Genomic DNA, 23,644 nt, shown 5'->3' with positions numbered 1-23,644 from the left:
CGCTTTCGCGAGCAGGCTCATTCCCACATTAATTGGAGATCTGCGATGAAAAAACTCTCTTTATTGGCCATGACCACCCTGCTGGGCGCCTGTCAGTCGATGCAACCCGCCGCTAAAACCGCCCTCGATGGCGAAGTGTTCTACCTGCAACGCATCGCCCTGCCGCCGAGCGCCACCTTAAGCGTCAGCTTGCAGGACGTGTCCCTGGCCGATGCGCCCGCCGTGGTCCTTGGCGAACAGAAAGGCCCGGTCAAAGGCCAGGTGCCGTTGCCGTTTCATCTGAGTTACGATCCAACGCAGGTCAAACCGGGCCATCGTTATTCGGTCAGCGCACGGATCGAAGTGAATGGCGAACTGATGTTCATCACCACCGAACATCACGCCGTGCAGCTGGATGGCAGCGATCCGCAGCCACTGAAAATCCGCGTCGACGCCGTCCGCTAACTCTCAATTTTGAACAAGGAAGCTGCCATGCTCCGCCCTACCCTTCGCTTCGCCGGCCTGTGCGCAGGCTTGATGATCTCCGCCAGCGCCCTGGCGCTGTCGCTCAACGACCTGTCACAAAAAGACGCCACCGGTGGCCTCAAAGATGCCCTGACCCAAGGCGCGCAACTGGCCGTGAAACAACTCGGTACGCCGGGTGGCTTCAGCAACAACCCGGACGTGAAAATCGAGCTGCCGGGCAAACTGGGCAAAGTCGCCAGCAAAATGAAACAGTTCGGCATGGGCGACCAGGTCGACCAGCTGGAAACCAGCATGAACAAAGCGGCTGAAACCGCCGTGACCCAAGCCCAGCCGATCCTGGTGGACGCGGTGAAGAAGATGAGCGTGGAAGATGCCAAGGGCATTCTCAGCGGCGGCAAGGACTCGGCCACTCAATACCTGAACAAAACCAGCCGCGAACAGATCCGCGTCAAGTTCCTGCCAATCGTCAAGCAAGCCACCGACCAGGTCGGCCTGGCCCAGCAATACAACTCGTTCGCCGGGCAAGCTGCGACGCTGGGTGTGGTGGATGCGAAGAGCGCCAACATCGAAAGCTACGTGACCGAGCAGGCGTTGAACGGTCTGTTCGAGATGATTGGTAAACAGGAAGAAACCATTCGCCAGAATCCTGCGGCGGCAGCGACGAGTTTGGCGAAGAAGGTGTTTGGTACGTTGTAATTTTTGAGCGACTGAAAACCGCAAAAAGCCCGCTGGCCTTTACAGGTTCAGCGGGCTTTTTCGTTTGCCTGTTTTTCGCAGGGTTGAGCCAGATAGTGGTCCAGGATTACTTGACCAGATCAGCTTGCTCGCGAAAGTGGTGTATCAGGTGACTTCAATGCTGAATGTTAAACAGCCTTCGCGAGCAAGCCCGCTCCTGCATTGAAACGGTGCACATCAGCAAAAATTGGTCGGCCGTCAGGCCGCCATCGCGAGCAGGCTCGCTCCCACAGTGGGATGGTGTGCATCTGCAAAAGATAGGTCGGCCGTCAGGCCGCCATCGCGAGCAGGCTCGCTCCCACAGTGGGATGGTGTGCATCTGCAAAAGATAGGTCGGCCGTCAGGCCGCCATCGCGAGCAGGCTCGCTCCCACAGTGGGATGGTGTGCATCTGCAAAAGATAGGTCGGCCGTCAGGCCGCCATCGCGAGCAGGCTCGCTCCCACAGTGGGATGGTGTGCATCTGCAAAAGATAGGTCGGCCGTCAGGCCGCCATCGCGAGCAGGCTCGCTCCCACAGGGGGATGGTGTGCATCTGCAAAAGATAGGTCGGCCGTCAGGCCGCCATCGCGAGCAGGCTCGCTCCCACAGGGGGATGGTGTGCATCTGCAAAAGATAGGTCGGCCGTCAGGCCGCCATCGCGAGCAGGCTCGCTCCCACAGTGGGATGGTGTGCATCTGCAAAAGATAGGTCGGCCGTCAGGCCGCCATCGCGAGCAGGCTCGCTCCCACAGGGGGATGGTGTGCATCTGCAAAAGATAGGTCGGCCGTCAGGCCGCCATCGCGAGCAGGCTCGCTCCCACAGTGGGATGGTGTGCATCTGCAAAAGATAGGTCGGCCGTCAGGCCGCCATCGCGAGCAGGCTCGCTCCCACAGTGGGATGGTGTGCATCTGCAAAAGATAGGTCGGCTGTCAGGCCGCCATCGCGAGCAGGCTCGCTCCCACAGTGGGATGGTGTGCATCTGCAAAAGATAGGTCGGCCGTCAGGCCGCCATCGCGAGCAGGCTCGCTCCCACAGGGGGATGGTGTGCATCCGCAAAAAATAGGTCGTCTGTCAGGCCGTCTTCGCGAGCAAGCCCGCTCCCACAATGGATCGGCATACAACCCCGCTTCTCACCACTCATCAGGCCGAGCGTTAGCTCGCCTGCAGCCCTTGATCTTGATCCACCCGCCCCTTCGGGAGGCTGAGTGGAGGTGTTCATCTGGGGGGAGGCGCGCAGCGCCGTTCGACGAAGTCGAACACATCGAGAGGAGGTCGAAGCGAAGCCGACCGGAGGCGATGCCCCCAGATGAATGCCGGAACGAAGGCACGCCGAGCCTAAGCGAGGGGCCGGACGCTCGGGGCGAGACCTTTGCTTCCTTTGGGGCGTTTGCCAAAGGGAGTCGCCGTAAGGGCGAAACCAATAGCGGCCGTTACCGCACAAACGGATATGTACACCAACAACAAGAGCCTGGTCGGCCCGAAGGCCGCCAAGATCAAACGGCCTCTTTCTTGACCCTGAACCACGCCGCATACAACGCCGGCAAAAACAGCAACGTCAACGCCGTCGCGACAATCAACCCGCCCATGATCGCCACCGCCATCGGCCCGAAAAACACGCTGCGCGACAGCGGAATCATCGCCAGCACCGCCGCGAGTGCAGTCAACACAATCGGCCGGAAGCGCCGCACCGTGGCTTCAATAATTGCCTGCCAAGGCTTAAGCCCGGAAGCAATGTCCTGCTCGATCTGGTCCACCAGAATCACCGAGTTACGCATGATCATCCCCGACAGCGCGATGGTCCCGAGCATGGCGACGAAACCGAACGGCTGGCGGAACACCATCAGGAACAAGGTCACACCGATCAAACCCAAAGGCGCCGTCAGAAACACCATTACCGTGCGTGAGAAACTGCGCAGTTGCAGCATCAGTAACGTCAGCACCACCACGATGAAAAGCGGTACACCTGCCTTCACCGAGTTCTGCCCGCGAGCCGAGTCTTCCACAGTGCCGCCGACTTCCAGCAAGTAGCCGTCGGGCAGTTCGGCGCGAATCGGATCGAGGGTCGGCATGATCTGCTTCACCAGCGTTGCCGGTTGCTCCTTGCCGTAAATGTCGGCACGCACCGTCACGTTCGGCAAGCGGTTGCGGTGCCAGATAATGCCTTCTTCGAAGCCGTATTCCAGGGTCGCAATCTGCGACAGTGCAACACTGCGGCCATTGTCGGTCGGCACCGCCAAGCTTGGCAGCAGCGACAGTTCGGTGCGTTCGTGCAACGTGCCGCGCAACAGAATCTCGATCAACTCGTTGTCTTCACGGTACTGGCTGACGCTGGAACCGGTCAGAGAGCTTTGCAGGAACTTCGACAGGTTTGCGGTGCTCACGCCAAGCGCCCGGGCGCGGTCCTGATCGACGTTCAGATAAACCACTTTGCTCGGTTCTTCCCAATCCAGATGAACGTTGACCACATGCGGGTTCTCGCGAACCTTGGCCGCGACTTTACGGGCCAGCGCGCGGACTTCCTCGATGTGCTCACCGGTGACCCGGAACTGCATCGGATAGCCAACCGGTGGCCCGTTCTCCAGACGTGTCACCCGCGCACGCAGGGCCGGGAATTGTTCCTTGAGGGCCTCGATCAGCCAGGTGCGCAGGACTTCGCGGTCCTCAATGGTTTTGGCCAGGACTACAAACTGCGCGAAGCTCGCTGCAGGAAGTTGTTGATCCAGCGGCAGGTAAAAACGCGGCGAACCGGTACCCACATAAGCGACATAGTTATCGATACCGGCGTGATCCTTGAGCAGTGCTTCGAGGCGTTTGACCTCATCGCGGGTGTTGCTCAACGAAGCGCCTTCCGCCAGTTTCAGATCGACCATCAATTCCAGACGACCCGATGCAGGGAAGAATTGTTGCGGCACAAAGCGAAACAAAATGACAGAACCGATAAACAACACGACCGTCAGGACAATGACCGTCTTGCGCCGCCTTACGCACCACTCCACCAAGCGTCTGACGCGCTGATAGAACGGAGTGCCATAAGGGTCGGGCTGGCCGTCGCCGGTGCCATGTTTGGCGGCATGAATCTTCGCCAGATCCGGCAGGAGTTTTTCCCCCAGATAAGGCACAAACACAACAGCCGCCACCCACGAGGCCAGCAACGCGATGGTCACCACCTGGAAGATCGAGCGCGTGTATTCACCCGTGCCCGATTGCGCAGTGGCAATCGGCAGGAAGCCGGCAGCGGTGATCAGTGTACCGGTGAGCATCGGGAATGCGGTGCTGGTCCAGGCGTAACTGGCGGCTTTGATCCGGTCGAAGCCTTGCTCCATTTTGATCGCCATCATTTCCACGGCGATGATCGCGTCGTCCACCAACAAACCCAGCGCCAGTACCAATGCCCCGAGGGAAATCTTGTGCAGGCCGATTCCCAGGTAATACATGCAGGCGAATGTCATCGCCAATACCAAAGGAATCGCCAGCGCTACCACCATGCCGGTGCGCACGCCGAGGGAGAAGAAACTCACCAGCAGGACGATTGCCAGCGCTTCCACCAGCACCTGAACAAATTCACCGACACTGCTTTTCACGGCGGCGGGCTGGTCAGAGACCTTGCGCAACTGCATACCGGCAGGGAGATTGTTCTGAATCCGGTCGAACTCGATTTCCAGCGCCTTGCCCAGCACCAGAATGTCACCACCGTCCTTCATGGCAACGGCCAGACCGATGGCGTTTTCCGCCATGAAGCGCATGCTCGGCGCCGGCGGATCGTTGAAACCACGGCGCACATCCGCCACATCGGCGATGCGAAACGTACGATCACCGACGCGGATCGGGAAATTCTTGATCTCTTCGACCGTCTGAAAATTCCCCGAGACGCGTAGCTGCAATCGCTCGCTGGAGGTCTCGAAGAACCCGGCGGTGGACACCGCGTTCTGCTCTTCAAGGGCCTGCTGCACCGCCGACAAAGGTAGACCCAGGGTGGCGAGTTTGACGTTGGAGAGTTCGATCCAGATCTTCTCGTCCTGTAACCCGAGCAGATCCACCTTGCCCACATCCTTGACCCGTTGCAGCTGAATCTGCACGCGGTCGGCGTAGTCCTTGAGCACCGCATAATCAAAACCTTCGCCTGTCAGGGCGTAGATATTGCCAAACGTTGTGCCGAACTCATCATTGAAGAATGGCCCCTGGATGCCCGGTGGCAGGGTTTGACGAATGTCGCTGATCTTCTTGCGAACCTGGTACCAGAGGTCCGGGATTTCCACCGAGTGCATGGAATCGCGAGCGACGAACGTCACTTGGGATTCGCCCGGACGGGAGAACGAAACGATGCGTTCGTACTCGCCGGTTTCCATCAGTTTCTTTTCAATACGCTCGGTGACCTGGCGCGACACTTCCTGCGCCGTGGCGCCTGGCCAGTTGGTCCGAATCACCATGGCCTTGAAGGTGAACGGAGGGTCTTCACTTTGGCCGAGCTTGGTGTAGGACAGTGCGCCGACAACTGCCAGCAAGAGCATCAGGAACAGTACGATCTGGCGATTACGCAGCGCCCATTCGGAAAGATTGAAACCCATCGGGGATTACTCCTTGTCCGCCAGATTGACCACGCGGTTGGAGCGATCCACCGGACGCACCTGCTGCCCTTCAAGCAGCACATGGACGCCAGCGGCCACCACCCAATCGCTGGCGTTCAGTCCTTCGAGTACCGGTACGGTTTTCTCGCCGAAGGCACCGACCCGCACCGGGGTTTTCTTCAGGGTGTTGTTGGCACTGACGACCCAGACGTAGGTCGCGCCGTTTTCTGCGGTCAGTGCGGAAAGCGGCACCGACAGCGGCACCACATCCGAGGTCTGAACGAACACCCGGGCGCTCTGGCCGAGTTCAGCGGGAACCTTGCCGGCGGTGAAGGCGATGCGGGCGGCAAAGGTGCGCGATTTTGGATCGGCAGCGGGCGACAGCTCACGGATGCGCCCGGCGAAACGTTGGTCGGGCTGGGTCCAGAGTTCGACTGACACTGGCTGACCGACCTTGAAGCGGCCAAAGCTCTGCTCCGGCAAGCTGATCAACACTTCGCGCTCGCCATCGGTGGCGAGGGTAAATACGGTTTGCCCCGCCGCCACCACTTGCCCGACTTCAACCGCACGTTTAGCCACCACGCCATCCTGCGGCGCACGCAGCACGGCGTAACTGGCCTGATTGGTCGAAACGTTGAATTCGGCTTTGATTTGCTTGAGGCGTGCTTCACCGGATCGGTAAAGGTTTTCGGAATTGTCGTACTGCGAACGGCTAACCATCTGACGGTCCATCAGGGTCTTGTAGCGATCACGTTCGGCGCGCACCAGGTTCAGGTTGGCCTCGGCAGCGGCGACCTGGGCACGAGTGGCTTCCAGTTGCAGGCGCACGTCCTGAGGATCGAGTTCCGCCAAAGGTTGGTCGGCCTTGACCCGCTGCCCCTCTTCGACCAGTCGTCGACTGACTTTACCGCCAATGCGAAACGCCAGTTCCGGCTCATACCGTGCGCGGACTTCACCGGGAAAACTTTCCATCGCCTGGGCCGAAGGCTCTGGCTGAACCACCATGGCCGGGCGAATGGTGACTGTAGGCGCCTCTTCGTGACCACACGCAGACAATAAAAACGCCAGGCTGACTGGCAACGCGAGGGGCAAGGCATAGCGGAACATGGTGAAGGACCTTTCGCTAATGGTGCTTTGAATAATTATACTGCGCAGTATGTTATTAATAGCAAACTCACCAGTCCAGTAATAAAAGCGCATATGCCTAACAATCTTTCAGTACCCAACGGCCCGGGCCGTCCCAAGGATCTGGCCAAACGCCAGGCGATCCTCGATGCGGCGAAAATTCTGTTTCTGAGCAAGGGTTATGCGAATACCAGCATGGACGCCGTCGCGGCCGAGGCCGGCGTGTCGAAGCTGACGGTCTACAGCCATTTCAACGATAAGGAGACGCTGTTCTCCGCCGCCGTGATGGCCAAGTGCGAAGAGCAATTGCCGACGTTGTTTTTCGAATTGCTGGACGGCACTGCCGTAGAAACGGTGCTGTTGAACATCGCACGCGGCTTTCATCAACTGATCAACAGCGACGAATCGGTCAACCTGCATCGGCTGATGATGACGTTAGGCAGCCAGGACCCGAAACTCTCGCTGATCTTCTTCGAGGCCGGGCCTGAGCGCATGCTGCAGGGCATGGAACGGTTGCTGACCAAGGTTGATCACAGCGGCGCGTTAAGCATCGACAAACCGCGCAATGCGGCCGAGCATTTCTTCTGCCTGCTCAAGGGGGCGGGGAATTTCAGGCTGCTTTATGGCTGCGGCGAGCCGCTGACCGGGGATGCGGCCGAGAGCCATGTGCAGGAAGTGGTGGAATTGTTTATGCGGGCGTATCGGCCTGAGTCAGCCTGATAGGTTTCGGTTGTCCGGTCTGGCCCCTTCGCGAGCAGGCTCGCTCCCACACTGGATCTATGCAACACCGTAGATCCCCTGTGGGAGCGAGCCTGCTCGCGAAGGGCGCGACGCGGTCTTAAGGCTTGAGCGCTTTCTTCGGATAAATGTCATACCGGCTGGATTTACCATCCAGCGCATGACTCGGTTTCGGCCCTTCAATGCACGGCGCCTTGCGCGGGCGCTTGACCACCACTCGATGGCTGGCCAACGCCAACGCCGCTTCGAGCAGTGCAGGCGCATCCGGGTCATCGCCTACCAGCGGCCGGAACAGGCGCATTTCCTTCTTCACCAAGGCCGTTTTCTCACGATGGGGAAACATCGGGTCGAGGTAGATCACCTGCGGCGGCTCGCCTTCCCAATTGCGCATCACCTCGATCGAATTGCCCTTGAGCAAGCGCATCCGCGCCACAATCGGCGCCACGTCAAAGTCTTCCGCGCCGCGTGCCAGGCCATCTTCAAGCAACGCGCCAATCAGCGGCTGACGCTCGATCAGGCTCATCTCGCAGCCCAGGCTCGCCAGCACGAACGCATCTTTGCCCAGCCCTGCCGTGGCATCCAGCACGCGCGGACGCACGCCTTGGGCAACCCCGACAGCCTTGGCGATCATCTGACCGCTACCGCCGCCGTACAAGCGGCGATGGGCCGCACCGCCCTCGACAAAGTCCACCCGCACCGGCCCCGGTGCGTCCGGGCCCAATTGCTGCAGTTGCAAACCCTGGTCGCCGACCTGCAAGGCGAACTCTCCGTCATCCACCTGCATCGGCAAACCCAGGCGCTCGGCCCACTGTTCGGCCTGTGGCTGAAAAGTCGCGGCCAGGGCCTCGACATGGATGCGGCAGGCCGCAGGTTGCTCAATCATTGGAAAATACGCTCAAAAAATTAATGATCGGCAAAAACGGCCGATAACAAAACTATCGAGCATTTTGCCAGAGCTGAGCGTCGACCGAGAGAAATGTCAGACATTCAACGCACATCGATAGGCTACATCTCGCGACACGGCGATTTTGGTCTACGAAACTCCCAAGCACTGAGCGGCGTCAGTCACCTGTGGCAGGATTTTTTTGCCCAGGCCCTGGCCGATCAGTCGGGCGATGTCGTACCGGCTTCTCTCAACTTTCCACCGGTCGATCTCGACAGCCCGGTCGAACCCACCGTTGGCAGCGAACTGCTGGCGCACATCATTTCCCAGCGCGAATGCGATGTGAAAGAAACCGAGGTCCGCCCGCCCGAGCCACTGTTCCTGCCGATTGCCGAGTTCGACATGGACCTGGCCGACAAACCTTTCCCACCGTTCCCGGCACAGGAACTCGTCGCTCAACAAAAGCAACAGGACTTCGAAAGCAGCTGGGTCCGCCCGATCGTGCTCACCGCCGGTCAGCCTGTACCGGAAGCAGGTCCCGCGCCACAACCGCGTCCGCTGCACCTGCCAATCGCCGAATTCGAACTCGATCTGCTGGACAAGCCATTCCCGCCGTTCTCGCCCGAAGAGCTGGTGGAGCAACAGAAACAACTCGACTTCGATAACGGCTGGGCCCGCCCGATCGTCCTGCAAAACCTGCGCATCGCCGCCTGACCTTCAATAACAGGCCTTCAGCGACACACCCACCACGGCCCGACATCCACATGAAAGTGATTGCGATGGGCGGCGTTGTAGTCCGGACTCAAGACCACACTGAACAGGCCGCAAGCGCCATCGCGGACCTGACGTAAAAACTGTGCGTCCTGATTATCCTTCGGCCAATCCTTGAGCACGTTGATGGAGCGGCCATCGGCCAAGCGAAAACCGGCGATATCCAGCGCATCGGCGCTGGCATGCTGGCTGCGTCTGCCATTTTCGCGGCTGTAGACGTTGCGACAGGCAAAGCTGCCGAGATGGTCGACCCGCGTTACCGCTTGGCCGTAGACCGCTTGCGCCGCGGGTTGCAGGGCGTGGCGTTCGAACAGGGCGAACGACACCGCCAGGCGGCAACTGGCGAGGAAACTGCTGCTCAGCGCCACCTCGCCGCCTTGCACACGCAACGTATTGATCAACGGGCACGTCGCGTCGGGGCTGTCGGCCTGATGGGTTACGCGCAATCCAGAGCTGCTCAGGGCTTGATCGCACAACTGCGGATCATCGCTCAGGCGCATCAGTTTGTAGCGGGTCAGAAAATTGGGCACGGCCTTCACGTCCAGCGGTGCCCAGGGATTCCACTGCGCCGGCACTGAGATCCAGCCGCGCCAGACGCTCACGGCCGCCACGCCGATGATCAACAGCATCAACAGCACCCACCACCGAAACCGCATCGTCAGCCTTTGAACAATTGATTGGCCTGGGCGTACGGCATGGACCGCGACGTGAACCCGAACGTGCCCGACGTCTTGATCTCTTCGGCCGCGCGGAAAAACTCGCCATAGGCTGCCAAGGCCAGAGCCGAACCGACGCTGATGCGTTTGACGCCCATTTCGCTCAACTGCTCGACCGTCAGTTTCAGTCCGCCAGACATCAACACATTCACCGGTTTCGGCGCCACAGCGCGGACCACCGCCAACACATCTTCAGCACTGCGCAGCCCTGGCGCATAAAGCACGTCGGCACCCGCTTCGGCAAACGCCTGCAAGCGGCGAATGGTGTCGGCGAGATCAGGATTGCCGTGCAGAAAGTTCTCCGCGCGCGCGGTCAACATAAAGGGAAACGGCAAGCTGCGAGCGGCTGCCACGGCAGCCTCAATGCGCGCCACGGCATGTTCGAAGCAGTAAATCGGCGCGTCTTCACGGCCGGTGGCATCTTCGATAGAGCCGCCGACCGCGCCGGCCTCTGCCGCACGCAAAATACTCTGTGCGCATTCCGCAGGATTGTCAGCGAAGCCATTTTCCAGATCGACGGCGACGGGTAGATCTGTTGCCGCAACAATCGCCCGAACGTTTGCCAGGGTGTCGTCCAGCGTCAGCGCGCCATCGGGACGGGCATTGGAAAAGGCGTATCCGGCACTGGTGGTCGCCAGCGCCTCGAAACCAAGGCTGGCGAGCATCTTCGCCGAGCCGGCGTCCCAAGGGTTGGGAATGACAAAAGCCCCCGCGCGTTCGTGCAGTGCTTTGAACGCTTGGGCTCGAAGGGTTTGCGCATCCATTGGCAGGCTCCTGAAAAGGACAAGGAATCCGCTTCAGAGCAGGCCAAGTTGCTCGGCAGCGGGCTCTCTGTATAGCTCAGGCAGCGGCGGCAGGCCAGGCAAACGCAGCATCAGTTTTGCGTGAAAACGTTGCGCCAATTTGGCGGCCAGCAGGTTGTCGGCGGTGTGCAAGAAGATATAGGGCGTACGACCCTCTTCGATCCACACGGCGATTTTCTCGACCCACGGCACCAGAAACGGGTCGTTGGCCTCAAGCTGTGGATGGCCGATGAAGCGCACCTGCGGACATTGCGTGAAGGCGGCCGGACGGGGCGGCACCCTGGGCTTTTTCGATTGGGCGTGAAGGACCGAGGGATCGGTCGATGTGCAGCTGAACAGCGCGCGGGGATCGAGGCAGATACGCTCGACACCGCGATCCAGTAGCAGGCGATTGAGCATTCTCTCGGCATCGCCCTTGGCGAAGAACTCGTCATGCCGCACTTCAACCGCCAGAGGCCGGTCCACCGCATCAATAAAACCGGCCAGTTCAGGCAATCGTTGCGGCGTGAAGCTTTTGGACAGTTGCAGCCACAGCGGTGAAACCCGTTCGCCGAGGGGGCTGAGCAATTGCAGGAAGGTGTCGGCAGCGGTCAATTGTTCGCGCAGGTCACCGCTGTGGCTGATGTCGCCGGGGAACTTGGCTGTGAAGCGAAAGTGTTCGGGCATGGTCTCCGCCCAACGCTGCACGGTGGTTGCAGCCGGGCTCGCGTAGAAGGTCGTATTGCCTTCCACGGCGTTAAACACTTGGGAATAGAGATTCAGAAATTCAGCGGGTTTGGCGTCTTGCGGATACAGGTAGTCGCGCCAGGCGTTTTCACTCCAGGACGGACAGCCCAGGTAGTAAGGCAGCCGCATCAGATGTACAGGTCGAGGCCCAGCACATCCGAATCCCAATCGACAAAACCGGCGGTGCTCAGGTAGCTGGCCAGGGCCTTTGCGACACTGTTGCTCATGGCACGGTGATAAAGCATGTCTTGTTGACGGGCGGGGAGATTACTCAAGCGTTGCGCAGAGGCTTTGGCGGCGCGGGCGGCCATTTGCTCTTCGGATGGAATTTCCAGCTCGCCGTCGATATCGACGTAGTCGTCATCCGCCACAGGGCCTTTGCGAGGCTTGCGCTTGATGGGGTAGGACTGAGAAGGAACGCCGTCTATACGCATGAGTACATGTCCGGTATCAATGATGGCAGTTTAGTGGCGCATAGCCCACTTCGCAAACCGCCGAGTGATAACTAGAACACAGAAAATGGAAAAGGTTTAAAAGCTGGGGATATAAAACGACGATTGGCTACATTCGTTAGATCGCCTTCGCGAGCAGGCTCGCTCCGACAGGTTTTGCGCTAAGCCGTGTGGGAGCGAGCCTGCTCGCGATAGGACCGACTCGGTCTCGGAAATTAACGCGCTTTGGGAGTCGCCACTTTATCGCGCAAGTACACCGGCTGAGCCGCATCAGCCACGATCGCCTCGCCACGCGCCCAGGCAAAACGCGCCAAGGTCAGCAGGTCCTCAGCGTGAGGCAGCATCCCCGCATCCTGCCCGGTCAGGCTGACGGCGATTCGCTCGGCATAACCCCAGCCAGTGCCGGCGCCAAACCACTCACCGCTGGCGTCAGCCGGCAACGCGGCCACTTCCGGCGGCAGCACCGCTTCATTGCCGACCAGCCGCATCTCCCCCGCCGTTTCGCGGTAGCACCCCCAATACACTTCGTCCATGCGCGCATCGATGGCGGCCGCAACCTGGCTCACGCCATGTTCGCGATAGGCCCGCTGCGCCAGCACGGCCAGGTTCGATACAGGCAACACCGGACGTTCCAGCGCAAATGCCAGCCCCTGCACCACGCCGATGGCGATCCGCACACCGGTGAACGCACCCGGACCACGTCCGAAAGCGATGGCATCGACCGCTTGCAGGGTGGTCCCGGCATCCGCCAGCAACTGCTGAATCATCGGCAGCAGCTTTTGCGCATGCAGGCGCGGGATCACCTCGTAATGGCTCGTGACTTTTCCGTCATGCAGCAAGGCAACGGAGCAAGCTTCAGTCGCGGTGTCCAGGGCCAGCAAGGTGCTCATCGATGTTTCCGTAAGAGAGGTCAGAAAAAGTGCGCCAGTATAAACAACTACGGCCCGCAAGCGGGCCGTAGAAGATGAAGCGATTCAGACTTTTCAGCTCAGTGCTTCAAGCACCTTGCCGGTGATCGCTTCAACCGAGCCGACGCCTTCAATGTGGCTGTACTTCGGCTTGCCCTGATCAGCGGCCAGGTTCTGGTAAAACGCTACCAGTGGCTTGGTCTGGGAGTGATAGACCGACAGGCGATGACGCACGGTTTCTTCGGTGTCGTCCTTGCGCTGCACCAATGCTTCACCGGTGATGTCGTCTTTGCCGGCGATTTTCGGCGGGTTGTAAACAGTGTGGTACACGCGGCCGCTGGCTTCGTGAACGCGACGACCAGCGATACGCTGAACGATTTCTTCGTCGTCGACGGCGATTTCGACCACGTGATCCAGTTCCACGCCGGCTTTCACCAGGGCTTCAGCCTGAGGAATGGTGCGCGGGAAACCGTCGAACAGGAAACCGTTGGCGCAATCGGCCTGGCTGATGCGTTCCTTGACCAGGTTGATGATCAGGTCATCGGAAACCAGACCACCGCTGTCCATGACGCTCTTGGCGATCAGGCCCAGCTCGGTGCCGGCCTTGACCGCGGCACGCAGCATGTCGCCGGTGGAGATTTGCGGGATACCGAATTTTTCGGTGATGAACTTAGCCTGAGTACCTTTACCGGCCCCGGGAGCTCCCAGCAGAATGACGCGCATCGATGTGCTCCTCAATTTTTTATATAGATAACGTCAGATTCGCCTCGTGGGGCCAATCTCAAAAAAAGGATCGTGACCGCCCAAACGGTCAAAGGCTGATCAAGATACACAGCAGGCCCGGACCACACAAGCCGCCGAAAGTCGGAGAAACCCGCGCCTGATGTGGCCTTTCGTCGGGGTCCCCCTAGTCGCAACCCCATCACTAACTGTCGCCTTGTAGCACTTTTCAACCCCTCGCCCACAGGCAACTCGACGCCCGCGCCGAGTGCCTTGCCCCACGACGAAAACCTTAGCCGGTATTACGCAAACCGGCGGCAATCCCCGCCACAGACACCAGCAGCGCCTGTTCTACCGGGCTGCCCTGCGCCACTTCCTGTTGTCGCGAACGCGCCAACAACTCGGCCTGTAATAGATGAAGAGGGTCGAGGTAAGTGTTGCGCAAGCGGATGAATTCAAGCGTGGCTGGGCTATGTGCCAGTAGCTGCGACTGACCGGTCAGCCCCAGGACCACCGAGCAGGCCTGCGACAATAGGTCGCGTAAATGCGCACCTAAAGGGAGCAGATCCGGCTCGACCAAACGCTCATCGTAAGACCGGGCGATATCGGCATCGGCCTTGGCCAACACCATTTCCAGCATATCGATGCGCGTGCGGAAGAACGGCCACTGCTCACGCATCTGCCCCAGCAGCTCACCTTCGCCGCGCTCCAGTGCCTTGCTCAGCGCCGCTTCCCAGCCGAGCCAGGCCGGCAACATAAGACGCGTCTGGGTCCAGCCGAAGATCCACGGGATCGCCCGCAGGCTTTCAATCCCGCCGGCGCGGCGCTTGGCCGGGCGACTGCCCAGCGGCAAGCGTCCCAGTTCCTGCTCCGGAGTGGACTGGCGGAAATACTCGACGAATTGCGGATTTTCCCGCACCACGGCGCGATAAGCGCTAACACCATCCGCAGCCAATTCGTCCATCAAATGGCGCCAGGCAGGCTCCGGTGGCGGCGGCGGCAGCAAGGTCGCTTCCAACACCGCTGCCAGGTACAGATTGAGGTTTTGCTCGGCGATGTCCGGCAGGCCGAATTTGAAACGAATCATTTCCCCCTGCTCGGTGGTACGGAAACGCCCCGCCACCGAACCCGGCGGCTGCGACAGAATCGCCGCGTGTGCCGGGCCGCCACCGCGCCCCACGGTGCCACCGCGACCGTGAAACAACAGCAGTTCCACTTGTTGCTCGCGGCAGATGTCGACCAAGCGCTCCTGCGCCCGATACTGTGCCCAGGCCGCCGCCGTCGTGCCGGCGTCCTTGGCCGAGTCGGAGTAGCCAATCATCACTTCCTGCGGCCCTTGCAGGCGCGAGCGATAACCGGGCAGCAGCAACAGTTTTTCGATCACCGGGCCGGCGTTGTCGAGGTCGGCCAGGGTTTCGAACAGCGGCACCACACGCATCGGCCGCAACACGCCAGACTCTTTGAGCAGCAGTTGCACGGCCAGCACGTCGGAAGCGGCGCCGGCCATGGAAATCACATAAGAACCGAGCGATGCGCCCGGTGCGGCAGCGATTTCCCGGCAGGTCGCCAACACTTCAGCGGTGTCGGCCGATGGCTTGAAGTACGCCGGCAGTAACGGCCGGCGGTTGTTCAGTTCGCGCATCAGGAAGGCGATGCGCTCTTCCTCGCTCCAGTCCTCATAGCGCCCCAGGCCCAGGTAATCGGTGATCTCGGTCATGGCAGCGGTGTGTCGCGTCGAGTCCTGACGCACATCGAGCCGTACCAGGAACAGCCCGAATGTCACCGCCCGGCGCAGGCAATCGAGCAGCGGCCCATCAGCAATCACGCCCATGCCGCACTCATGCAGCGAGTGGAAGCACAGCTCCAGCGGATCAAGCAGCTCGCGGTTGTTTTGCAACACATCGGCGGGTGCCGGCGTGGTCTGCGTCAAGGAGGCATGAGCCCAGTTACGCGTCGCGCGCAGGCGTTCACGCAACTGTTTAAGCACCGCGCGGTAAGGTTCGGCGCTGTCCCCGGCCTTCGCCTTCAAGTCATCGCTGGCCTGCTGCATCGACAACTCGGCCGCCAGGTGATCGACATCGCGCAGGTACAAGTCCGCGGCCATCCACCGCGCCAGCAGCAAGACTTCACGGGTTACGGCGGCGGTCACGTTGGGGTTGCCGTCACGGTCACCGCCCATCCACGAGGCAAAGCGAATCGGCGCGGCCTCCAGTGGGAGGTGCAGGCCAGTGGCGTCATGCAGGGCTTTATCAGCCTTGCGCAAATAGTTGGGAATCGCCTGCCACAGCGAATGCTCGATCACCGCGAAGCCCCATTTGGCTTCATCCACGGGGGTTGGGCGGGTGCGACGGATTTCTTCGGTGTGCCAGGCTTCGGCGATCAGGCGCTGCAACTTGGTCTGGATCTGCTCGCGTTCGGCAGTGGTCAGGTCGCGATGGTCCTGGGCGGCCAGTTGCGCGGCAATCGCGTCGTACTTCTGGATCAACGTGCGGCGCGCGACTTCGGTCGGGTGCGCGGTGAGGACCAGTTCGATCTCCAGCCGCCCCAGTTGCCGGGCCAGTGATTCGGCGCCATGACCTTCAGCACTCAGGCGGGCGAGCAGTTCCGGCAGTACCCGCGCTTCGAACGGCGCAGGCTGTGACTCTTCGCGACGGTGAATCAGCTGATATTGCTCGGCGATATTGGCCAGGTTGAGAAACTGGTTGAACGCCCGCGCCACCGGCAGCAACTCTTCTTCGCTCAATTGGTTGAGGCTGGCGCTCAGTTCAGCGTCCATTGAACCGCGACGGTCGGCCTTGGCGCCCTTGCGGATCTGCTCGATCTTGTCGAGAAAACCGTCCCCGTATTGTTCACGAATGGTGTTGCCCAACAGCTCACCCAACAGGTGAACATCCTCGCGCAAGCGTGCATCAATATCGGTCATCAGCAGTTCTCCAGCGAAAATCCGGGTGACTTGGTGTCCATGCTCTTGAGTTAGAGAGTGCCGCTGTAAAGCGGTTCTTACAAGCAGACGACGATGGGAATGCTGTTCACCTGAGAAAGTTTTGGGGATTGGTGGGTGCATATCCGTTTCTGCGGTGATGGCTGCTGGCGGTTTCGCTTTTACAGCGAGTCACTTTCGAAAAGCGCGAAAGTAACCAAAGCGCTTTGCCCCGCCATTCGGTGCCTCGCCTAGGCTCGGCATGCCCTCACTCCGGCATTGCTCCGGGGGCCCGCCGCCATCGGCCATCCATGGCCGGGGGCGGCTACCGCGGCATCCTTGCCGCGGTGCCCCCTGCGCAACGCCTGCGTTCGGCCTCTGGGAAAGGGGCAACAAATCAAAATCAAAATCAAAAGCCAAAGCAACGGCAACGGCAACGGCAACGGCAACGGCAACGGCAACGGCAACGGCAACGGCAACGGCAACGGCAACGGCAACGGCAACGGCAACGGCAACGGCAACGGCAACGGCAACGGCAAGATCAACAGCTTCGCGAGCAAGCCCGCTCCCACATAAAGCAGTTCGGCGTACAGCTTTTGCTTCTCACCACTCAACAGGCCGAGCGTTAGCTCGCCTGCAGCTTTTGATCTTGATGCACCGCCGCCTCGAGAGGCCGAGTGGAGGTTCTGCGCAGTGGGCAACCCGGCATGGATGCCGGGTTAGCCGCCCCCGGCCATGGATGGCCGATGGCGGCGGGCCCACGGAGCAGGACCGGAGCGAGGGCATGCCGAGCCTAGGCGAGGCACCGAACGAAAGTGGCAAAAGCGCTTTGGTTACTTTCGCGCTTTTCGAAAGTGACTCGCTGTAAAAGCGAAACCGTAATCAGCCATCACCGAAGAAACGGATATACACCCGATCCCCCCAACGGCATTAGACGACGAAGGGACTTTAAACCTTGGGCGTTAAAGCTAGTCTGAAGAGTAAGCCGTACAACGGCTGCAGCCGGCGATTGCCGGACACTGACACTGCCTGCCACGAGCAGGTGCGCATTGAGGTCACTATGAAAATCCGCGAGCTTGCCCATCACTGGGAAGAAAACGCCAAGGGTCGCCTGACCGACACCGGATACTCGATTCATCTGGATGTGGAGGCCGCCGCACGGCTGGCGGCCATTATCGAGATGTACCCCAAACGGCAGCCCGAAGAACTGCTCGGCGAGCTGATCGGCGCCGCCCTGGAAGAGCTCGAAAAGAGCTTTCCGTATGTGAAGGGCTCGACCGTCGTGGCCACCGACGAAGAAGGTGATCCGCTGTACGAAGACGTCGGTCCGACTCCGCGTTTTCTCGCATTGTCCCGTCGTCATTTGCACGATTTGTCGGCCGTCGACGACAAACAGAAACACTGATTACCGCACTTCTTTCCCCCTCCAAAAATGCGTATTCCTGGCCCCCTACAGGGCCGGGAATACTGCTGCTTGCGGTAAGAATTCCCGGTTTAGAGCCTTGTCCGCCCGGTCAAAGTTTTTTCGGGCAATAGGCCATATTCTCTGAACTTTCGAAAAACGCCTCGGGTCACACCCATTAACCACGCCTGGGACGGCCGATTTAAAACACCCCCGGAAATTGAAGGTTGCGGCTCCTTGCCCAGGATGGATTTTTAAGTTTTTCAGGAGTTTTTCCAATGGAGTTGAAACCATGAAGACCCGAACTTCCCAATCCTCGTTCAACCACCTGCGCGGCCTGAAACTGGCAGCACTGGCCATCGGCGGCAGCTTCATTCTGGCCGGTTGTGCCGGCAACCCGCCAAGCGAGCAATTCGCCGTGACGGAATCGGCGGTCAACAGCGCCGTCAGTGCCGGCGGTACCGAATTCGCGGCAGTGGAAATGAAGTCCGCGCAGGACAAGCTCAAACAAGCCGAAATCGCCATGCACGACAAAAAGTATGACGAAGCCAAAGTCCTGGCCGAACAGGCCGAGTGGGACGCTCGCGTGGCTGAACGCAAAGCCCAGGCTATCAAAGCTGAACAGGCTGTGAAGGACTCTCAGAAAGGTGTTCAAGAATTGCGTCAGGAAAGCCAGCGCACCGTGCAGTAAGCGGCGCGGCACGACGTATTTCTTACTCGACTAAAAGGACGAAACCACCATGCGTAAACAATTGATGATCCCTGCCCTGCTGGCCGCAAGCGTTGCACTGGCTGCCTGCTCCACGCCGCCGAACGCGAACCTGGAACAGGCCCGCACCAACTACACCGGCCTGCAAACCAACCCGCAAGCCAGCAAAGTCGCGGCGCTGGAAACCAAAGAAGCCAGCGATTACCTGGACAAGGCCGACAAGGCTTACCAGGACAAAGAAAACCAGGCCACGGTCGACCAACTGGCTTACTTGACCAATCAACGTGTTGAAGTGGCGAAACAGACCATCGCCCTGCGCAACGCCGAAGCCAATCTGAAAAATGCTTCTGCGCAGCGTGCCCAGGCTCGTCTGGATGCCCGCGACGCGCAGATCAAGCAATTGCAGGACAGCCTGAACGCCAAGCAGACCGATCGCGGCACCTTGGTGACGTTCGGTGATGTGTTGTTTGCCACTGACAGGGCTGATCTGAAGTCCAGCGGTCTGGTGAATATCAACAAACTGGCGCAGTTCCTCTCGGAAAACCCTGATCGCAAAGTGATCGTCGAGGGCTACACCGACAGTACGGGCACTTCGAACCACAACCTGTCGCTGTCCGAGCGTCGTGCCGGCTCCGTGCGCATGGCGCTGGTGAAAATGGGCGTTGATCCAGCGCGCATCGTGGCGCAGGGTTACGGCAAGGAATACCCGGTGGCCGAGAACAGCAGCGTCTCGGGCCGTGCGATGAACCGTCGGGTGGAAGTGACCATTTCCAACGACAACCAGCCGGTGATCCCGCGTTCGGCGGTCAGCTCGAACTGAGTTGAACCCGCTTTAACGCAAAAGCCCCGCCTGAGTCGATCAGGCGGGGCTTCTGTTTTTAAGATCTTTTCGCGTGCGTTACGGTTGCAGCTTCTGCGGGGTTTCCTCACCCATGCAGCGCACGGCTTTTTTCTTGTTGTTGACCAACACGCCGCTCAGGCCTTTCTGTTCGGTGTCGAACATCACCAGCACGCCATCGATGCACTGCGCGACTTGCGGGGCCGGTTCCAGGGAGACTTTGTAGTCTTCGCCCGGCACCGTCTTGAGCATGGTGAAGTCGCTGAGCAGCAGCGCATCTTCGGGTTTGGCGAAGTGCAGGTAGCCGTAGAACCACAGGGCTCCGACAGTACCGAGGATGCTGCAGATACCGGTGATGATCAGCGGGATGGCGTTACGTTCTTCACTCATTGCGGACTCTCTGGTGGTTCATCTTCAGAATTTTTCGGCGCCGGGTAATTCGGGACTTCGCCCAGGCGGCGCAGACCGTTGAAATGCTGCGGGTCGTCGAGAAAACGCAGCATGACTTTGCGCCAGACCGGGTCGGCGAATGTCTGCACATGACCGCCACGGGTCAGTTGCAGCACACGCGGCGGCGGCGCAGCTTGATACAGACGGATGCCGTTGGAAAGGGGCACGATCGGATCGTCAATGCTGTGGTAGATCAGTTTCGGTACACCGTTGAGCTGCGCCATGGAGTTGATCGCGCTGTCTCCATCCGGCACCAGCCACGATAGCGGGACCTGGAACGTCCAGAACACCCAGGAGTTGCTCAACGCATAGCGACCGACACTGCGGTAACTGGCGGGCACGCCATCGAGGACGAAGGCCTTGAGTTGTTTCTGGCGCTCGGGGTGCTGAACCAGGTAATGCACGGCCATCGAACCGCCGAGGCTTTGCCCCAGGAGGATCAGCGGCTTGCCCTTGACCTCCGGCGCCTGATCGAGCCATTTGAACGCGGCGTCGATGTCCTGGTAGATCTCTGGCAGGGTCGGTTCACCCTCGGACAGACCGTAACCGCGATAGTCCAGCAGCAGCACTTGATACCCTTCTTTCGGCAACCACCAGCTCCCCCCAAGGTGCATGGGCAGATTGCCGCCGTTTCCGTGCAAGTGCAGCACCGTGCCTTTGACCTCGACACCTTGTTTGGCCGGCAACCACCAGCCGTGCAGCTTGAGGCCGTCGGCGGTGGTCAGGGTGACGTCGCGGTATTCGAGTTTGGCTTTTTCCGGGGTAAACAGCTGGCCGGGCTCGGGGTAGAACAGCAGCGAACTGCAGCCGCTCAAGGTCAGGAGAAGGCAGAAGAAGCCGAGGATTCGCATCCGATGAAACCTCGCAAAAATGGGTTGAAACAAGGACCAAATGTGGGAGCGAGCCTGCTCGCGAAAGCGGTTTAACATCCAATGCTTCTGTTGGCTGATACACCGTTTTCGCGAGCAGGCTCGCTCCCACAGGGGATCTCGACAGGCTTACAAAATATTGGAGTAATCCGCTTCGATCCGGTCCAGGCTCAGGTGATTGAGGAAGTTGGAGAAGCACATCCACGCCGACAGCGCGTTCAGGTCACGGAACTGATCCGGCAAATACTTCGGTGGCACCACCAGCCCTTCATCCACCAACTGGCGCAAGGTGCGCATGTCTTCCAGTGTGGTCTTGCCGCAAAACAGCAGCGGTATCTGCTCAAGCTTGCCTTTACGCACGGCCAACTGAATGTAGTTGTAAACCATGATAAAGCCCTTGAGGTAGGACAAGTCTTTGGTAAATGGCAGACCTGTCGGCACCGAGCCACGGAAAACCCGACTGGCGTTGCCGTAGCTTTCTGCCATTTCAAAACCTTGCTCACGGAAGAACTCGAAGATCTGCAGGAAGTCCGCGCCCTCCTCCACCATGTGAATGGCGCGGGTGCGGTTGGTCAGTTTGCGCAGGCGACTCGGGTACGAGGCGAAGGTGATGATTTCCATCAGGATCGCCAGGCCTTCCTGAGTCACCGTCGACGACGGCGGACCTTTGGAGAGGAAGGTGCAGATCGGCTGGTTCAGACCATTGAGCGTGGTGCCCACATGCACCAGCCCTTCGTGGACTTCCAGGGCGCGCACGTCACGCTCGTTGAACATCGCATCGGCACGGATCTTGATGTAGTCGGCGCCAGCCGCCGCATCGGCGACGATCCCGTCGGACTCGAATACCCGAATGGTTTCCTCGGCCTCGCCAAATACCTTGTTCAAGCGGGTTTGCAGCAGGTGGACGGCTTCCTTGGCGGTGAGGATTTTCGGTTCGTCCTTCAGGTCGCCACGGCCATCGATGTTGTTCAGGTAATCCGAGAGCATCAGGCCCAGGTCGGAAAGGGTCGGATCGCCGGCGTGGAACGCGTCGGAAGCGGCACCGTAAAGCTCCTGTGAAATCAGCCCGAAATCCTCGGTGCCGCGCGCTTCGAGCATGCGCACCACCATCCGGTATTCCTTGCACATGCGGCGCATGATCTGGCCAACCGGGTTGAACTGTCCGAGCTGACGGGTGATGTCGCGTTCGATGTTCTGGAATTCCAGCTTCACCTTGCTGGAGTCGAACGCCAGCGGCCGGTTCAGGTAGTAATCGCGGTCCACCGCCGGCATTTCCTTGCCCTTGGCCTTGAGGAAACCCTTGCGGATGCTGTCGTCCCACTTGACTGCATCGAGGACGCGAATCGGCGTCTGCGCCAGCACAATGCGATCGGACAAAATGCGTATCGACTGCTGGTAATCGTCCACCCGAAACTCCTGTAGAAAAACCGTTACGTGCTGGGTTTATTTGGCTTTGGCCAGGCGCTGATAGCGCACAGCCTCGACGAACACATCGGAATTGGCCGGGTCGTCGAGGTAGGCGAAGACCTGGTCCAGATTGTTGTTGATCAACACGCCGTCACCGTCGTCGGTCTGGAAGCCTTCGCCGCTGAGGACTTTTTGCCTCAGGGCCTGGTTGATCTGCTCGAGGTCGAGGTTATAGACCACCAGTTCATGCTTGTCGGTGAGTTCAAAACCCAAGAGCGTGAAATGCCCACCGAATTGCGTCGGCACCTTGGCCGACAGGTACCAGCGACTGCCATGGCGGGTCACCGTGAAGGGATAGGCTTCGCGCTCCTTGGGTTTAGCCTTGAAGTAGCTGACGGCCTGATAGTGATTGTCGCCCAGGCGTGTCAGTTCCAGATTCAGCGGTTCGCCCCAGGCATTGGTGCTGGTCCATTTGCCGAGCAACCCTTTAGGCACGGGCTCGCTCGAGGGCAGCGGCTCCTTGAAGGTCACCAGACAGCCGCTGAGCAGCAGGAACGACAAGGCGATCACAACGACACGCCAGGCTTTCATTCAACACTCCCTTTGAACACACACGGACCTAATGTGGGAGCGGGCTTGCTCGCGAATGCGATTGAACATTCAACATTAATGTCGACTGACACACCGTATTCGCGAGCAAGCCCGCTCCCACAAGGGTTACACCGACGCCAATACCAGGTGCATATACCGCGTGAGGATGCCGAGCATTTCGGCTTCGGCGACAGGCTCGGCGTCGTTGAGCAGGCCCTGATATTCCATCCGTCCGATAATCGCCGTCAACACTTTGGCATCCTGTTGTGGCTCGCGGGAACCCAATACCTCGAAAAAATGGCAGGTGCCTTGCAGAAGAATTTGCTGATGCGAGCGCACCAACTCCGCCAGGCGCGGGTTCAACAGGGCCTCCTGACGGAACGCCTGCTCGGCCATCAAGTGCTCGCGACGGTTGAGCAATTGGCGCTGCACATAATCGGCGGTCAGACGTGCAATATCGTCGGCCAGCTGTGAACGGGACTCGGGGCTGCCATCGCCATAAGCCACCATCTCGCGCAACAGGCCTTCGTTGTTGGCCCACAGCTTGGCCATGAACGCCGCGCTGCGTTCCACGTATTGGGCAAAGGTATCGGTGAGCAGGTCATCGATATCCTTGAAATAGTAAGTGGTGGCCGACAGCGGCACACCGGCCTCGGCGGCCACCGCACGGTGACGCACGGCCCGCACGCCATCGCGCACGACAATGCGCATCGCCGCATCGAGAATGTCCTGTCGACGCTGCTCACTGCCCTGTCGGCTAGCCTTGCGACCCTGGTACTGAACACTTTCAGCGACCGCAGTGGCGACGTCCGCTGCACCCTCTTGAGCAATTGCACGGTTCACGACAGGTATTCCTCTCTTACTTCAAAAGT

Annotated in this window: 23 protein-coding genes; 8 read left to right on the top strand and 15 right to left on the bottom strand. The window is 59.8% G+C overall.

Annotated features, from left to right (window positions below; translation table 11 throughout):
• The first annotated feature begins 45 nt into the window (after positions 1-45).
• Both JFU47_RS23215 and JFU47_RS23210 read left to right on the top strand, forming a co-directional pair.
• On the top strand, positions 46-444 hold the full coding sequence (locus tag JFU47_RS23215; RefSeq protein ID WP_140677671.1) for a YbaY family lipoprotein: 399 nt from the start codon (positions 46-48) through the stop codon (positions 442-444).
• 27 nt (positions 445-471) lie between these two features.
• Positions 472-1,161 (top strand): DUF4197 domain-containing protein, encoded by a 690-nt coding sequence (locus JFU47_RS23210; protein WP_140677673.1) that lies wholly within the window; start codon positions 472-474, stop codon positions 1,159-1,161.
• Between the two features lie 1,511 nt (positions 1,162-2,672).
• On the opposite strand, the gene JFU47_RS23205 is transcribed toward JFU47_RS23210, so the two are convergent.
• Positions 2,673-5,744: an efflux RND transporter permease subunit gene (locus JFU47_RS23205; RefSeq protein ID WP_201185904.1), complete on the bottom strand. Its 3,072-nt coding sequence runs from the start codon at positions 5,742-5,744 to the stop codon at positions 2,673-2,675.
• A 6-nt stretch (positions 5,745-5,750) separates the two neighbouring features.
• Positions 5,751-6,851 carry an efflux RND transporter periplasmic adaptor subunit gene (locus JFU47_RS23200; protein ID WP_201185903.1) on the bottom strand — a complete coding sequence of 367 codons (1,101 nt, stop codon included), beginning with the start codon at positions 6,849-6,851 and terminating at the stop codon, positions 5,751-5,753.
• A gap of 93 nt (positions 6,852-6,944) precedes the next feature.
• On the opposite strand from JFU47_RS23200, the gene JFU47_RS23195 reads away from it, so the two are divergent.
• Positions 6,945-7,589 carry a TetR/AcrR family transcriptional regulator gene (locus tag JFU47_RS23195; protein ID WP_201185902.1) on the top strand — a complete coding sequence of 215 codons (645 nt, stop codon included), beginning with the start codon at positions 6,945-6,947 and terminating at the stop codon, positions 7,587-7,589.
• 118 nt (positions 7,590-7,707) lie between these two features.
• Here the strand turns inward: JFU47_RS23195 and JFU47_RS23190 are convergent, their stop codons facing one another.
• Positions 7,708-8,490, bottom strand: a complete 783-nt coding sequence (locus tag JFU47_RS23190) for a class I SAM-dependent methyltransferase (protein ID WP_033056325.1) — start codon at positions 8,488-8,490, stop codon at positions 7,708-7,710.
• Positions 8,491-8,583: 93 nt separating this feature from the next.
• Between JFU47_RS23190 and JFU47_RS23185 the strand changes: the two genes are divergently transcribed.
• Positions 8,584-9,204, top strand: a complete 621-nt coding sequence (locus tag JFU47_RS23185; RefSeq protein WP_140892561.1) for an energy transducer TonB — start codon at positions 8,584-8,586, stop codon at positions 9,202-9,204.
• A gap of 17 nt (positions 9,205-9,221) precedes the next feature.
• On the opposite strand, the gene JFU47_RS23180 is transcribed toward JFU47_RS23185, so the two are convergent.
• The 7 genes from JFU47_RS23180 to ppc form a co-directional block, all read right to left on the bottom strand.
• Entirely contained in the window at positions 9,222-9,917 is a 696-nt protein-coding gene (locus JFU47_RS23180; RefSeq protein WP_201185901.1) for an extensin-like domain-containing protein, read from the bottom strand.
• Positions 9,918-9,919: 2 nt separating this feature from the next.
• Positions 9,920-10,741 (bottom strand): isocitrate lyase/PEP mutase family protein, encoded by an 822-nt coding sequence (locus JFU47_RS23175; RefSeq protein WP_201185900.1) that lies wholly within the window; start codon positions 10,739-10,741, stop codon positions 9,920-9,922.
• Between the two features lie 33 nt (positions 10,742-10,774).
• A complete protein-coding gene (locus JFU47_RS23170; protein ID WP_201185899.1) occupies positions 10,775-11,635 on the bottom strand; it encodes a DUF72 domain-containing protein in 861 nt (286 codons plus the stop codon).
• Positions 11,635-11,940 carry a hypothetical protein gene (locus JFU47_RS23165; protein WP_095128122.1) on the bottom strand — a complete coding sequence of 102 codons (306 nt, stop codon included), beginning with the start codon at positions 11,938-11,940 and terminating at the stop codon, positions 11,635-11,637. Before JFU47_RS23165 ends, JFU47_RS23170 begins: the two co-directional genes overlap by 1 nt.
• Before the next feature lie 233 nt (positions 11,941-12,173).
• Positions 12,174-12,848 (bottom strand): tRNA (adenosine(37)-N6)-threonylcarbamoyltransferase complex dimerization subunit type 1 TsaB, encoded by a 675-nt coding sequence (tsaB, locus tag JFU47_RS23160; protein WP_201185898.1) that lies wholly within the window; start codon positions 12,846-12,848, stop codon positions 12,174-12,176.
• 93 nt (positions 12,849-12,941) lie between these two features.
• Positions 12,942-13,589: an adenylate kinase gene (gene adk / locus JFU47_RS23155; RefSeq protein WP_201185897.1), complete on the bottom strand. Its 648-nt coding sequence runs from the start codon at positions 13,587-13,589 to the stop codon at positions 12,942-12,944.
• Positions 13,590-13,878: 289 nt separating this feature from the next.
• Positions 13,879-16,509, bottom strand: coding sequence for a phosphoenolpyruvate carboxylase (gene ppc, locus JFU47_RS23150; protein ID WP_140677689.1), 2,631 nt, complete (start codon positions 16,507-16,509; stop codon positions 13,879-13,881).
• Positions 16,510-16,845: 336 nt separating this feature from the next.
• Between ppc and JFU47_RS23145 the strand changes: the two genes are divergently transcribed.
• The 4 genes from JFU47_RS23145 to JFU47_RS23130 all read left to right on the top strand — a co-directional run bounded on the left by JFU47_RS23145 (position 16,846) and on the right by JFU47_RS23130 (position 19,437).
• Positions 16,846-17,082, top strand: coding sequence for a hypothetical protein (locus JFU47_RS23145; protein ID WP_201185896.1), 237 nt, complete (start codon positions 16,846-16,848; stop codon positions 17,080-17,082).
• Between the two features lie 484 nt (positions 17,083-17,566).
• Positions 17,567-17,911, top strand: coding sequence for a hypothetical protein (locus JFU47_RS23140; protein ID WP_046048158.1), 345 nt, complete (start codon positions 17,567-17,569; stop codon positions 17,909-17,911).
• Between the two features lie 289 nt (positions 17,912-18,200).
• Positions 18,201-18,599 carry a DUF4398 domain-containing protein gene (locus JFU47_RS23135; RefSeq protein ID WP_201185895.1) on the top strand — a complete coding sequence of 133 codons (399 nt, stop codon included), beginning with the start codon at positions 18,201-18,203 and terminating at the stop codon, positions 18,597-18,599.
• A gap of 49 nt (positions 18,600-18,648) precedes the next feature.
• Positions 18,649-19,437, top strand: a complete 789-nt coding sequence (locus JFU47_RS23130; RefSeq protein WP_140677694.1) for an OmpA family protein — start codon at positions 18,649-18,651, stop codon at positions 19,435-19,437.
• A gap of 78 nt (positions 19,438-19,515) precedes the next feature.
• Here JFU47_RS23130 and JFU47_RS23125 read toward each other — a convergent pair whose 3' ends face one another.
• The 5 genes from JFU47_RS23125 to JFU47_RS23105 form a co-directional block, all read right to left on the bottom strand.
• Positions 19,516-19,845, bottom strand: a complete 330-nt coding sequence (locus JFU47_RS23125; RefSeq protein ID WP_033056344.1) for a hypothetical protein — start codon at positions 19,843-19,845, stop codon at positions 19,516-19,518.
• Positions 19,842-20,756, bottom strand: coding sequence for an alpha/beta hydrolase (locus tag JFU47_RS23120; protein WP_201185894.1), 915 nt, complete (start codon positions 20,754-20,756; stop codon positions 19,842-19,844). Before JFU47_RS23120 ends, JFU47_RS23125 begins: the two co-directional genes overlap by 4 nt.
• A gap of 147 nt (positions 20,757-20,903) precedes the next feature.
• Complete coding sequence (locus tag JFU47_RS23115) at positions 20,904-22,181, bottom strand: flavohemoglobin expression-modulating QEGLA motif protein (protein WP_201185893.1); 1,278 nt, start codon at positions 22,179-22,181, stop codon at positions 20,904-20,906.
• A 36-nt stretch (positions 22,182-22,217) separates the two neighbouring features.
• A complete protein-coding gene (locus JFU47_RS23110) occupies positions 22,218-22,772 on the bottom strand; it encodes a hypothetical protein (protein ID WP_140677700.1) in 555 nt (184 codons plus the stop codon).
• Positions 22,773-22,898: 126 nt separating this feature from the next.
• Positions 22,899-23,615, bottom strand: a complete 717-nt coding sequence (locus JFU47_RS23105; protein ID WP_123365774.1) for a TetR/AcrR family transcriptional regulator — start codon at positions 23,613-23,615, stop codon at positions 22,899-22,901.
• Between the last annotated feature and the right edge of the window lie 29 nt (positions 23,616-23,644).

Origin of the sequence: Pseudomonas sp. TH39(2020), from assembly GCF_016650715.1 — a bacterium.
Lineage (GTDB): Bacteria > Pseudomonadota > Gammaproteobacteria > Pseudomonadales > Pseudomonadaceae > Aquipseudomonas > Aquipseudomonas mandelii_C.
This window is presented reverse-complemented; position numbering and strand designations above follow the sequence as displayed.